Source organism: Vibrio sp. CJQ_6 (assembly GCF_043106745.1).
Classification (GTDB): Bacteria; Pseudomonadota; Gammaproteobacteria; order Enterobacterales; family Vibrionaceae; genus Vibrio; species Vibrio furnissii.
This window is the reverse complement of the sequence record NZ_JBICMV010000031.1, coordinates 1-13,095: the sequence shown is the minus strand read 5'-3', so window position 1 is coordinate 13,095 and position 13,095 is coordinate 1. Positions and strand designations below refer to the sequence as shown.

Here is a 13,095-nt window from a genome sequence, read left to right as displayed (position 1 = left end):
CTAAGCGCTATTACCCTACTTTGCGGCTAGACACTCCACAGCCCATCCCCTATAATCGTTCCCCTATTCGGCCCCTTAGCTCAGTGGTTAGAACGGGTGTAAACCCCTAATAGTTTACAACATTCAATTAAAGCTACTAAGTACAATAGTTTTGCGTGTTGTTAATTAACAACTATTTGTTTTTCATTGACAACAAATGGTTTGCCATGCAAAATCGGCCCTACAGAATTTCGTGCCCATAGCTCAGTTTGGTTAGAGCATCCGACTCATAATCGGCAGGTCCTCGGTTCAAGTCCGAGTGGGCGCACCAATATAAAAAAGCCGCATCATTTGATGCGGCTTTTTTATATTCAAATTTTGATTAATCGGGATTCGCCAAACAGGTTGTTAGCTCTCCTTTGTCTGTCCCTAGCAACGGAATAGCCCTACCTAGATAAGGAAAGATTATCGCTCATTTTGCCGTTTGATTTCTGATGGCAGTAGCTTTATCTTTGAAAACAGACTCTATTACCCCCATCGAGTGCAATCGCCCTATTAGCCTGTTTGTATATGGCATTCGAATAGCTTCTGGTATCGCTTTAATGCTATTCCAACAAGCTAAATCTGTGACCAACTGCTTGTGTTGCTCATTTCGAACTCTAATTTCACCGTTATGAACAACAACCCCAGTAACAAGCTTAGGCTCAGCTTTCCTATATATCTTAGTTTTATCTGGATGCATTGTATGTTGGTGGCGTTCGATAACCCTCTTTACTGTCGTTTTGAAGAGTTTGTTTACATTACAACCAGAAAAAGTAAGGTCATCGACGTAAACGGTCATAACGATATCATGTTTTATAGATAGTGCTTCTAGCTCTTCAAACATTCTAGAGTTTGCCCAAAACGCAAGAGGCATGCTAATCCTGCTGCCTGTAGGTAAGAACTTGTGAATAGTACAAATATCAGCTAAAACGTCAGCAACATCAGCACTGCACTTCATTACAGAGTAAAAAAAAGAAAAAATCATTTTTCTAGTTGTAGATGGGAAAAATGACTTTATATCTGTAGTCATAGTTGGAACGTTATCGAAGTGCTTTTCTGCGTGGGTCTTTGCATTAGATACATTAGAGTGATTCTTTTTCCCTGAATGTAGATAATCAGGTGTTTCGATTCTGCATAAAAGACTAGCTATTCGGGTATGGATTCTATCTAACCCTCTCACTGGCTGTTGTATCTTTCGACTTTTTCCACCTGTACTTTTTTCTAGGAATTCATGGTAGTTACCTTGATCTTTAGAAAAAGCCTTAAGCTCGCTAAGCGTACAACCAATTAGAATAGATAGCCTTTTTTTAGTTTTAATATTATAGAAGGGGGAGTCTTTCAGTGAATATTCTTTGCCATTCGTCTTGATTTTAAGCTTTGATTTTTTCATTTTTACTCATCGCCCATTCTGCTACGTCAAGGATTTTACCTGCTAAAGATTTTCTAAACTTTTTAGCTAATTTTTTTTCATTCGCAATTTGTGCAGAGAACATCACTAGTGAAGAGATAGGAATATCGAATCTATAGGCATATTTTTCAAGAATGTCATTATTAACAGGTTTTGTGCCTGCCTCTATTCCATCTAAATATTGCTTAGGCATGCGAAATTCTTCCGCTAATTTAGTTACAGAAAGGTCATGATACTGACGTATCAAACGTAGCGCTCTATGAATCATATGAATGGCCTCATGTTTCGAAACTAGGGGGAGCAAACATTAGGTATCACCACCATCAAATAGACCTAGAAGAAAGTTGAACCAATACCAGATACGATATAGCCAACTAAGAGCTTTAAGGAAGCGTTTGAATTGCTTTTGGCGCTTCTCTCGCTTTGTTGGTTTAATAATGTTTACTTGCTGATCGCGTTGCGTGTTATTTGACATGTTATGCCCTCCGTAATCCCCAAACCCCCTCGCCAGTACGAAGTAAAAAGTTTGGGTTCGTCCAATTACAGAGAAAGGATTGATCAGCACACGCCCCCGTCTCGACGAACCTTGGTTTCGTCCCAAGGTTCGAATTCCCACATGTTCTGAACGGTGCTCATCATGGTCACTGCTAGGCATGTATGGGTCAAAAAGGCAGAAAACTTTCGTTTTCCCACGAGCTAAATAAGCTCAATAAGTGACGAGGATATCCCACACCACAACGTACTAAAAACAATACATCAAGTTGCATTAGCTTGCAACTTGAGTCATTTCACCGAGCGAGCAGTTTCTTGAAATGTAGGCAACCCAGTCAGGCTAAGTTATTCAAATCAGGTACGATCAGAGGATTCCAAGAGTAGATAGCTGCCCATGACGATCTCGAATGTCGTAAACAACGCTATTGGTCGAGATTCACTTCCCCTCATATCCAGATAAGCAAAGCCCTTAGATGAAAGAGCTTCAAACGTATCAGTAACATCCTTGATACTGCGCCCACTCATTTCAGCAAGCTCATCAAGACTGTTTGGCTTTTCGCGAGCAATTAAATTCAGCAGTTCAACATTTTCGTTAGACAACAGTTGTGAAAGCACAGCCAGTGACTCAAACAAAAATTGAGGATAAGGTTCTTCAGACGTCACTTTTCCTTCTGCAATGCGAATCATGCACTTACGAGCAAGCTCTTCTGATAGAATGCCGATTTTTGCTTTCATACCATCCTTATTCCTAATAGTCGCCATCTAAATCGACTGAATATTCACCGACAGTATCGTCTAATTGTTCTTTCATTTCTTGAGAAGGAACGATCAATTTATTAGGATGTTGCTCTATGTCTTTTTCGAGTAAATCTAGAAAGCGATCAACGTTTTGACTTTCACAAGACGGCTTTGTCAGCTCACTAATTTTATCTTCCTCATTGTTCATTACTCACTACTCCCGTTGTTTTATTGACGCGATCACTTTTAACAAATCTGTAGCGATTGCAGAGCATTTGTCGTTCATAAAAACCGTTACTTCATCACCAAATTTCATCGTTACGATGCCGCTCTGATCGACACTTAACAGAGCGAAAGACTGCCTCAAATCAAGAGTCATGTTACTTTCATTAGTAGTAGCGTCAGTCATCTTTCCCTCATCACTAGCGAGTAAGTTTACAAAAAGGGTAGTAATTGTTACCCAAGATGTTTACTTGATTGATCTGTTTAACTTCTCGACGTTTTCAGTGGCATGTTGAAATATGGAGTCCTTTACAAATGCGAACTCTTCCTCTGGAAATCGTTTGTCTATCGAGCTAAGTGCATCACTGAATTGAGCGAGAAGGTCTGAGACAATCTCATGACATTCAGCATGACTAATACCGAACTGATTAGCGGTTTGCTCTATGTGTCGTAAGCAAATTTTGTTGACATGGTATTTATATCCCTTGGATGCTTTTAGACCCATCGACAACTTTAGCTTTCTCTTATTTAACCCTTTAGGACCTACAGCAGGATATGCAGACAGTAAATCGTAGAATGGTGTGAGTTGATGGAATCCATTGGAATCAATATGCACCGAAAAGTTTTTTAGATGACCATCAGTTGCACCCAAAAGGTACTGTAAAATCATAAATTTAAAGAAATCGCGAGTATTTTCATGGCTTTTTGTAGAAGCGTTTAGAAAATCAGCAATCTTAGAAGTGCCCAGTTGGTTCTCCGATTGGTACTTTTTAGTTTCAGGCACGCCGAAAATCTGGCAAAAATCTTCTTGATGCCTACGAGATGCGACACTGCTACCAAAACATCTATCGAACCGCTCTACAGCTAGGGCTTTAGCTCCTGACGCTGTAGTAATTATCTCGACATTAGGTACATTAAAACCAAGCTTCTTGGCAATTTGAGCACAAATGAATTCATTCTCAACACTGCTTCTCATATCTAGCACTGAGTTATTTTGAGCAATCGCCCCCATCGGATACTTGATAATGTGGCTAGTGATTGATTTTCCTTGCGGTACGTACCACTTGTCATTCAACTTCATTAGCGTTGTTTTGGGTTGTGTCCCTGAAATACACGGACGGTAGTCACCAAAAAAAGGAAGAAATGACTTACGCTGAGTAACGAGTTCATCTAATTGACTTGCAGATAGTTCTCGATATTCCCATCCTACAACTGGAGGCTCCTTGCAGTCAGTGAACGAAATGCTTCCTGTACAGTCGTGTCCGATTTTAGAGAGTAAAGTGAGCGCATCGACAGATTGCGCACCTACTGAGCGAGCGAGTTCTAATCGCTCACCCGTTAAGTCAGGAAGGAGGTTGTTTATAAAATTCAATATATTAAATGATGAAACCTCACCTTTCATTAGCGGTAGGCTTAACGAGAGCGGGAAGGCTGAATGATACGCTAACCACTCATCAGAATAAGAGAATAATAGGTGACTCTTCGACTGTTGGGCAAATTGCCCTACGAGCATGTTGTTGTTTGTGGCATATGCGTAAAGTATAGGCTTGTACAAATTAACTCCTATTCTCTACTGGTAGTGCTATGTCTTTGTATAAGTTAATCGCATTTTCTACTGCCAGAATTTCAGCTTGGATGTCTAATCTACGATTGTCATGCTCGGATATGAATTGCTCTAAGCATGGACGAAGTTCTGAATGTTGAGTACATAACAAATCAAAATACTTCCAGGCTCTTTTATTGAGGCAATAAGACCTTGATAAACAAGATAATTTATCCTGGAGCTTCGTCAAAAGACTTTCTTCCTTGAGAGCAAAATAACTAGAGTTCTCATTGTAATTGCCATAATCCACGACATCCCAGTCGATGTGATTGAACATAAATCCCTTGGAGAACTTTTCATCTCCATGTTTATCGAAGCCACATGAAAGAACGGCACCGATGAGCGACATCTCCTTCATTTTTTTTTCAACATATTCATCTGATAAGCACTCCTCTCCATCAATGTCCAGTGGTAAAGACTTAAGGTCGTTAGCTGAGAAATGTTCATTGTGATAAATAGCGAGAAATAACTCTTTTCTAATTTTTATCTTCATCTGCACAAAAAATAACCATCAAAACTCATTTTGAGGATTATAGTCCGTGGCTAACTATGCCGCAACATGCGATTGTTCAACAAATTAATTTCGCAAATAAAAAACATGAACAAGATGCTTGCAATAGCCGTTGGCAGACGCATTGTAAAAGTAAGGAAAGCGAGAAGCCTTTCTCAGGACAAGCTCGCGATTCTAGCTAAAGTAGATAGAAGTTATATCGGGCGTATTGAGCGTGGTGAAGTAAATATTACGCTTGAAAAATTATATAAGATTGCGGAGACCCTAGGCTGTGACCCTAAAGAGTTGTTACCTTAACTACTGTGACTTGCCATTGCTCGAACCTAACCATCTCACCTGAAAATCGTGATTTAAAGCAAGTAGTCTGATTGCTACCTACCCCAAAAGCACTTTTGCTTCATACTTCGCTGATACGCCAACGCTAGCAGAGGTTATTTGCGTATTTTGGACTACTGCTATCACCTTCAAAGTTCATGTGACATGAGGAGATAAGAAACGTATTCACCATCAAGTCTTTGTAAGAACTAAATGTGTATAATTCATAAATCCTGGTTGCATAGTCAACCTAATGATTATTGATTTAGCTATTTTAACAATAGAATGAGGCGAAATAGTGAAACTTGATAAATTACGACTCTCCTGTTTTCAAAGCTATGGATCAACCTCTACTGAAATCTCTCTTGACGATTTAACTTTTCTAATCGGTCCAAATGGCTCAGGAAAAACAGCAGCTCTTCAAGCGCTTTGTCGAATGTTCGCGTTTGATCCATCTCTACGTCGGATAAGAAAATCTGATTTTCATGTTCCACACAACGAATCAGAGCAACCTGAAGAAAGAACTCTTTGGATTGAGGCTGATTTTCTTTTCCCTGAATTACATGAAGAGGGAGATAACACTACTGTTTCACCACACTTTGGTCACATGCGATTGGTAGACGGAGAAGATACTCCACGGGTAAGGTTTCGACTAGAAGCGTCTATGGGTATTGATGGTGATATAGATGAGTCATTAATATACGTATTAGAGGTAGACGACAACCAGCAGCCTAAAAGTACGGCTAAAGTTTCACGCACAGACCGAAGTCAGATTCAAATACACTACCTTCCAGCTAGACGTGACCCCGCTGAACATATTACCTTTGGTGCGAATGCTTTGTTAGGGCGAATGCTAAGGGCTGTTAACTGGGAGACTGAGCGAGAAGCAGTGAAGGGACATACAGACCAAATCAGCGCAAGTCTCGCAGCTAACTTATCAGTTAATGCCTTGAGTACAAGCATTCGAGATTCGTGGTCTCGTTTACATAAAGGACAGTTTTTTACACAGCCCCAAATTACTTTTGTTGCAAGTGAAATCGAATCATTGCTTCGCCACCTTTCTATTTCTTTTTCTCCTGGACACGATGAAGCTAATGTCGATTTTTCTCGATTAAGTGATGGCCAAAAATCGATGCTGTATTTGTCTTTGGTTCTTTCATCCCAGGCTATTGGCCGCTCAGTACTACAAGGCGATGAATCTTTTGATCCAGATAAGCTTAGACCTCCTGTGTTTACGTTAATTGCCGTGGAAGAACCAGAAAATAGCCTATCCCCTCACTATTTAGGAAGAATAGTAAGCTCTCTTAAAGAAATGGTCGGTCACGGGGATGCGCAAGCCCTAATAGCAACTCATGCACCATCAATGCTGAGACGTATCGAGCCAAAACAAATACGTTATCTTCGCTTGAACCCAGACAGAGAAACAACTATTGCAAGTATCGAGTTGCCCGATAAGGAACACTCAGGTGATGCTCATAAGTTTGTCTCTCAGGCAGTAAAATCCTTCCCTGAGATATATTTTTCACGTTTGGTTATCCTTGGGGAGGGGGATAGTGAAGAAATCGTAATACCTAGATTACTAGAATCTAAAGGAGTACCTGTTGACGCATTTGGGATTACTGTGGCTCCTCTTGGTGGGCGACATGTAAACCATTTCTGGAGGCTTCTTGAAGGGTTAAATATTCCTCATATTACACTTTTAGACCTCGATGTAGGAAGGCATCAAGGTGGTTGGGGACGTATCAAAACAGCCAATGATCAGTTAAAACTACATAAACCAGCTCTTCAGTTAACTGATGGATACGAAAATATCCCAACATGGAATCATCCTCAGCATAAAATTAGAGCATTTCCTCATTATCTAATGGAATTGGAAAAGCGTAGAGTGTTTTTCTCTTATCCAATGGACTTGGATTTCGCAATGCTCAGCGCTTTTCCTACCGCATTTAATATAGAAGCAGATGATCAAGTTGAACCAGAACTCCCAAATATCAAAGCGGTACTAGGTAAATCTCGTACTGAAGCTTCAGAGTATAGTGATGATGAGCAGAAGTTGTTTATTACGTATCACAAGTTATTCAAAGTTGGAAGTAAGCCAGCGGAGCATATTACAGCTCTCTCTAGATTATCTGATGAACAACTCCTAGCACATATTCCTCCGTCATTGGGACGGCTAGTAGATTCTGCAAAAGAAATATTGTTGGAGCTTCCTGAATGATTAGAGTCGAGAGTTGGCAACCAGCTGATGGATTAGTATTGGAGCCTAACGCTTATAGAGCAGCTAAAGAGCGTGAATACAGCTTAGCTTTAACCGCTGGTCCAGGCGCTGGCAAAACAGAAATGCTCGCTCAGCGAGCTGACTTTTTACTTCGTACAGGCTCATGTCGCTACCCCAAACGTATACTTGCTATTTCATTTAAGGTAGATGCAAGTAGTAATCTAAAAGAACGGATCAAGCGTAGATGTGGTGCTGAGCTTTCATCACGTTTTGACAGCTATACATTCCATGCTTTTGCAAAGCGAATAATTGACCGTTTTCGTCCAATATTGACTGGGGATGAAGCCTTAGAGCCTGGTTTCACAATCGGTCCCAAAATCCTTCACAAGCAAATTGATTTTACAGATCTAGTTCCGCTTGCAATAAAGATATTAAAAGAATCCCCCGTTGCTAGAAACGCATTGAGGCAAACCTATACAGATGTTTTTTTAGATGAGTTTCAGGATTGCACAAACTATCAGTATGAGCTTATTAAGGTAGCCTTTCAAAGCACAGATATTCGCCTTACTGCTGTAGGCGATACAAAGCAAAAAATTATGGGCTGGGCTGGTGCTCTTGACGGTATTTTTGAGGCATTTAAAGAAGACTTCCAAGCTGTTCCACTCAATATGTACCGAAACTTTCGTTCACAGCCCAAACTTCTTCGATTGCAAAATGAAATCGTCAAAATTCTTGATCCCGCATCAGTGATGCCTGAAGAGCAAATCGCGGGAGAAGAAGGCCATATAAAAGTTCACCCTTTTCAGAACTGCCAAGAAGAAGCCGATTATCTTTCAGAGCAAATCCAAAGGTGGATAAATGAAGAAAGTGTTCCTCCTTCTGAGATAGCTGTGTTAATCAAGAACCAACCTGAATTATATGCAATGAGGCTTATGGTTGCTCTACGTGATAGAGGTATACCATATAGGAATGAACAACAGTTGCAGGACATAACTGTTGAGCCAGCCGCACGCCTAATTGTAGACTTCCTATTAAGCACTTTTGGCAAGCAGGAACCTTCAGCATGGGTTCGCTTAATGGAAAAGTTAGTTCCCTTCACTGATGATGACGATGAAAAGGGTGAACTGGTCCAAAACTGGCAACGTTTCATTCTAGAAGAGAAAAAGGCGATTAATCAAAATCCTATAGTTCCTGAAAACCCCAAAAGGTGGGATTGCTTGAAGCGTTTCATTGAAAAAGTAGGGTTCCAAGAATTAATGTCTCTGTCACATGATTATGAAACTGAGTCACGTTTACGTGAGGTGCTCAATGATACTTGTTCACAGATAGATCAATTGATGTCTACTGGACTCGATCTCCAAACGTCCCTGAAGCGTTTTGAGGATGATCAAGCAGTTAGAATACTTACAGTTCATAAAAGCAAGGGACTAGAGTTTGATTCTGTCGTTCTACTAGGCGTTGAAACTGAAAGCTATTGGGGAAACCCAGATGAAAACTTATGTGCATTTTTTGTAGGAGTTTCAAGAGCAAAACGAAGGTTGTTGCTAACACATGTCGGCTTTCGCTCTAGGCCTGCTGGTCACTGTGGAATATGGTATACCCAAAGGCATAGACAAGAAAGGTTTTTAGGGTGTCTGATATAAACATACATCTAGAACTCTGTTGAATTAGTCTGAATGCAATCTTTACACAATAAGTAAGAATACGTAGATAAAAAAGATGAATGATATAGGCAATCGCATTTTCAAAGTTCTCAAAGATAGCTCTTGGCATACTTCAGTTAAGGGAACCAAGGATTTATAAATGCTTTTGTATAGGATACATCTAACTTTTACATTGCATAAATGAATCTATAACTATTTATATTTTTTCGCCTAACAATGAAAATTAAAGTATGAACAATTGTCACGTTAAGCATAAAGCATCGTCTACTGAAATAGGCATAAAATGGCTAGATCAGTTTGATGTCATTGATCAACCGTTAGCTGCGAGTCTTTTAGATAGTATTGTATGGGTCTCTGAAAGAGAGTTTAAGGTCAAGCTCGAAGATAAAATTAAAAAGATCGCAAATAGCACTCAAGGAACAGTTGCACTATTTTTAGAAAGAGAAATTAGGAAAAATAGATATGGTGTGCAAAGGTTTTACAAGCAAAGCTCTAAAACGCCGCACCGTGCTTATGGGGCGGCATTGCAGCCTATAGAATCAATTAAGCGTTATAGTGATGAAGTGGGAAGTGAAGGTGTTGTAGGAAGTATTGCGACAAGTATTATGAGAAGTAACAATGCAAAATATTTTCTTCATCCCACTGCCGAGCAGATAAGAAGTAAAAAAATAAGAAAATTCATACTACTGGCGGATACTATAGGCTCAGGAGACCAAGTATCGAAATGCTTAAATTCACTTTGGAAAGTTGCATCCATTAAAAGCTGGAAGTCTTTAAAGTATATAGACTTTCATGTTGTTTGTTACACCGCTACAGAACAGTCGATAGATCATTTAAAAAACAATAAAACAACGCCAAAAGTAGATTATGTTATTCCATGCCCGACAATATTTAATCAATTCGAACAGGACAAAATAAGAGCTAGAATAGTCAACTTGTGTGAAGTATATGGAAAAAAAGCAAACTCTTCTAACAAGCTACCGATGCTAGGATATTCTAGTACAGGTGCATTAATAGCATATTCGCACGGTATGCCTAATAATTGCCCTGTCGTCTTTTTCAAAAGAGCAAAGAACTGGGAGCCTCTCTTTCCATCTAGAGTTACTAGTGAACTTAGTCGAGAACTAGAGCCTGGGGAAAGAAAAATACCATATCGTACACTATTAGATAGGTGGAAAAAAAGAGAACTTTCCGAGGCTAGTTGGATTGAATCTAACAATCACGATGCCAAAAACTTAGTTACTATTATGGCTTCATTATACCGTCCACCTCGAACAAATGTTGCAATATCCGCTCGGACTAACCTAGATATAGATTATGTTGAGCGATTATTATCAACTGCAAAATTTTACGGTTGGATATCTAAATCAAATAGGCTTACCGATGATGGCGTCGCAATCATCAAAAAATTGGAACGCGAAAGGTCAAAAGAGCCTATTGTGTTTGAAGAATATGATCCGTTATACTTCCCTAGTACGCTGAGGGCGTCAGATTAGATCTAGCGTTGTAAACTTAAACAGTTTACGGGGAAGCATATTTTGCAACCTTCGGAGCAGCAGAGGCAAAGTGGAGCGTTGAGGTATTTACTTCGCGGCCACTCGTAGACTCGTTGCGAATCAAATACCTCAATGCTCCCTATCAAGAGCGAAAAGTAGAAGTAGATGAATAATATTTGGCGCCCTCAGTTGTACATATCAGAAGCAAGAAGCCAGGGTATCCCTACTGATATAATCAATAATGCCGTAGCTATTGGTGACAGAATTACTAATAAAGGATTAAATATTCCGATTATATTTAATTTGGAACATTTAGCTAAGTTGAGTGGCGTTGATTACGATCAAGTCTATAAGCTTACCAAGCGAGCAGGTGAAAACTCATCGGGTAAAGACTATTACAGAATATTTGCAATAAGAAAAAAAGACACAAAAAGTAAAAGATACATTTGTGTGCCAAGTAAAAATCTATTGAGAGTTCAAAAGTATATAAATCAGTTTATTCTTCATAACCTAAAAAGCCATCCATCAAGCATGGCATACAATAAAGGATGTAAGATTGTAGACGTAGCAAATGTCCATCGTCAGGCCAAGTGGTTGCTTAAAATTGACATAGAAGATTTTTTCGAAAATATATCTGAAGTTGATATCTACAAGATATTTTTCAGCTCAGGTTATTCCAAGCTACTTTCTTTTCAGTTAGCTCGACTATGTACTCGCATCGTACCTTACCAAAAAGAACATGCTGAAAAATATAGTCACTCAAGATGGAGAGCACATAAAAATTATAACAACAAGAATTATAACTTTCATGTAATTGGTAGCTTACCTCAAGGTGCTCCTACCAGCCCACTTCTAGCAAACCTAGTTCTTCGAGAACTTGATGAAAAGATAACAAAAATAGCTCTTAGCTATGGTGTTCGTTATACAAGATATTCAGATGATCTAACATTTTCTTCTTGTGATATCAAATTTGGTCGAAAAAACTGTTATAGGTTAATAAGAGAGATTTATGATTCTCTTTATTCTAATGGGTTTTCACCTAAGAAAAACAAAACAAAAATCATCTCCCCTGGAAGTCGAAAAGTCGTACTCGGTCTTATTGTCGATGGCAATAAGCCAAAGTTAACAAAGGAATTTAAAGCGAATATACTTCGCCACCTACATTTTTGTAATCTAGAAAGTGTAGGACCAGTTCAGCATGCAAAACACCAAAAATTTGATTCAGTAATTGGATTTAATAATCACCTAAAAGGCTTAGTTAGTTACTCTTTAAGTATCGACCCCAAATTTGGCTCAAAAGTTAAAAGTCTCTACGAGTCAATAAATTGGCCATCATTACCTTTTAATTAATATTACTGTTCGAACTGTTATATGGGTTTTATGTCGTAATAGTAATCGATCATCACTAACAAGGTTCTGTTCAATTGTGAGTTATGATACCAGCAGGCTGACTGTGTGATCTAGTCGTGACTAACCAGCGGATATGCAAGTTCAAGTATGAGTTACTACATCTAAGTGTTTCAAATCGTGTGCTTATAAAAACCAAAGCTCGTCTATCCGATTGATGTGATCTAGACGAGCAAAACTATAAAAATGCCTAATTGTTGTAACGACGTACGAAGATATTATTGGCTGATGCGCACCAGATGATTGGTTTATCGGTGTTACCTGATACCCAGCCATTACCAGCAACTAAAACATAGGCACCAACCAAATCTTCGATATCATCGACATCAAATCGCTCAAGAAATTCATCAACGATATCGCTATAAACGACCACACTTACGTCATTCCTACGCATAGAGGAATTTAGCCAAAGCCGCCCATCGTCGGTGTATCCCGTCGAAGCAATTGGTCCCCAAAAGAATTGGACTCCATCACTAAAATTTCCGTGAACATCAATGTCATCAAAATGAGTAATCACATCGCGGATTTGCCCCTGAACCAAAGGCTCGTTATTGCTTCTGTAGAATGTGATTGAATTATAAGAGTCCCTGAACGCTTCACTTTGTCGCAATCGATGCAATATGCGTCTCAATGTAAACTGTTGAGCGAAGTTCTGTTGAGCAACACCGACTCTTACTGTTCTTCCACCACCTTCTCGATGTCTACCATTAGGATGCTGAGGTGGAGCAACTTCCAATTCTCCGCCAACCTCTTCATCTAGCCTAACAATTATGTCGTCACCCTGTTCAATCCCCTCTTCATCAAACTCGCCATTTGGTACTCGAACATATTCCGTTCTCAAATCACAATCTTCCAAATGGTGAGCACTAAAGAATGGATCTTTGCGACCTTCCACGCCTCGATTGAACCAAGCAAACTCCCTACATTCAGGACATTCTAAGTTACGTCTCTTTGCCTCTAACAGGCGAGGCTCTAACTCGATGAAGTCATCGGCATCCCA

General features: G+C 39.5%; 14 protein-coding genes and 1 tRNA gene. 6 read left to right on the top strand and 9 right to left on the bottom strand.

Features of this window, described 5'->3' with window-relative positions:
- Window positions 1-232: 232 nt before the first annotated feature.
- A tRNA-Ile gene (locus ACF8PK_RS17765) sits at window positions 233-310 on the top strand.
- Between the two features lie 141 nt (window positions 311-451).
- Here ACF8PK_RS17765 and ACF8PK_RS17760 read toward each other — a convergent pair.
- From ACF8PK_RS17760 to ACF8PK_RS17725, 8 genes are all read right to left on the bottom strand, one after another.
- Complete coding sequence (locus tag ACF8PK_RS17760; RefSeq protein ID WP_016790917.1) at window positions 452-1,411, bottom strand: reverse transcriptase family protein; 960 nt, start codon at window positions 1,409-1,411, stop codon at window positions 452-454.
- The gene (locus ACF8PK_RS17755) at window positions 1,392-1,697 is read right to left on the bottom strand and encodes a helix-turn-helix domain-containing protein (protein ID WP_016790918.1); all 306 of its coding nucleotides are present in this window, start codon (window positions 1,695-1,697) and stop codon (window positions 1,392-1,394) included. Before ACF8PK_RS17755 ends, ACF8PK_RS17760 begins: the two co-directional genes overlap by 20 nt.
- Before the next feature lie 39 nt (window positions 1,698-1,736).
- A complete protein-coding gene (locus tag ACF8PK_RS17750) occupies window positions 1,737-1,904 on the bottom strand; it encodes a hypothetical protein (protein ID WP_016790919.1) in 168 nt (55 codons plus the stop codon).
- 371 nt (window positions 1,905-2,275) lie between these two features.
- Window positions 2,276-2,656, bottom strand: coding sequence for a transcriptional regulator (locus ACF8PK_RS17745; protein WP_078231044.1), 381 nt, complete (start codon window positions 2,654-2,656; stop codon window positions 2,276-2,278).
- 13 nt (window positions 2,657-2,669) lie between these two features.
- Entirely contained in the window at window positions 2,670-2,867 is a 198-nt protein-coding gene (locus ACF8PK_RS17740; RefSeq protein ID WP_078231043.1) for a hypothetical protein, read from the bottom strand.
- A 6-nt stretch (window positions 2,868-2,873) separates the two neighbouring features.
- On the bottom strand, window positions 2,874-3,068 hold the full coding sequence (locus ACF8PK_RS17735; RefSeq protein WP_078231042.1) for a hypothetical protein: 195 nt from the start codon (window positions 3,066-3,068) through the stop codon (window positions 2,874-2,876).
- Window positions 3,069-3,128: 60 nt separating this feature from the next.
- Complete coding sequence (locus tag ACF8PK_RS17730) at window positions 3,129-4,436, bottom strand: HipA domain-containing protein (protein ID WP_176133555.1); 1,308 nt, start codon at window positions 4,434-4,436, stop codon at window positions 3,129-3,131.
- 1 nt (window position 4,437) lies between these two features.
- Window positions 4,438-4,977, bottom strand: coding sequence for a hypothetical protein (locus ACF8PK_RS17725; RefSeq protein ID WP_078231040.1), 540 nt, complete (start codon window positions 4,975-4,977; stop codon window positions 4,438-4,440).
- Window positions 4,978-5,082: 105 nt separating this feature from the next.
- Here ACF8PK_RS17725 and ACF8PK_RS17720 point away from each other — a divergent pair, with 105 nt between their 5' ends.
- The 5 genes from ACF8PK_RS17720 to ACF8PK_RS17700 all read left to right on the top strand — a co-directional run bounded on the left by ACF8PK_RS17720 (window position 5,083) and on the right by ACF8PK_RS17700 (window position 12,038).
- A complete protein-coding gene (locus tag ACF8PK_RS17720) occupies window positions 5,083-5,292 on the top strand; it encodes a helix-turn-helix domain-containing protein (protein ID WP_078231052.1) in 210 nt (69 codons plus the stop codon).
- A 316-nt stretch (window positions 5,293-5,608) separates the two neighbouring features.
- Window positions 5,609-7,528: an ATP-dependent endonuclease gene (locus ACF8PK_RS17715; protein WP_078231039.1), complete on the top strand. Its 1,920-nt coding sequence runs from the start codon at window positions 5,609-5,611 to the stop codon at window positions 7,526-7,528.
- Window positions 7,525-9,171, top strand: a complete 1,647-nt coding sequence (locus ACF8PK_RS17710) for a UvrD-helicase domain-containing protein (RefSeq protein ID WP_078231038.1) — start codon at window positions 7,525-7,527, stop codon at window positions 9,169-9,171. The genes ACF8PK_RS17715 and ACF8PK_RS17710 overlap by 4 nt, the downstream gene beginning before the upstream one ends.
- A gap of 251 nt (window positions 9,172-9,422) precedes the next feature.
- Window positions 9,423-10,688 (top strand): hypothetical protein, encoded by a 1,266-nt coding sequence (locus ACF8PK_RS17705; RefSeq protein ID WP_078231037.1) that lies wholly within the window; start codon window positions 9,423-9,425, stop codon window positions 10,686-10,688.
- Between the two features lie 165 nt (window positions 10,689-10,853).
- On the top strand, window positions 10,854-12,038 hold the full coding sequence (locus ACF8PK_RS17700; protein WP_212571199.1) for a reverse transcriptase family protein: 1,185 nt from the start codon (window positions 10,854-10,856) through the stop codon (window positions 12,036-12,038).
- Window positions 12,039-12,285: 247 nt separating this feature from the next.
- Here the strand turns inward: ACF8PK_RS17700 and ACF8PK_RS17695 are convergent.
- Window positions 12,286-13,095 (bottom strand): hypothetical protein (locus ACF8PK_RS17695; protein WP_392442810.1); only part of this gene is annotated, 810 nt, incomplete at its 5' end.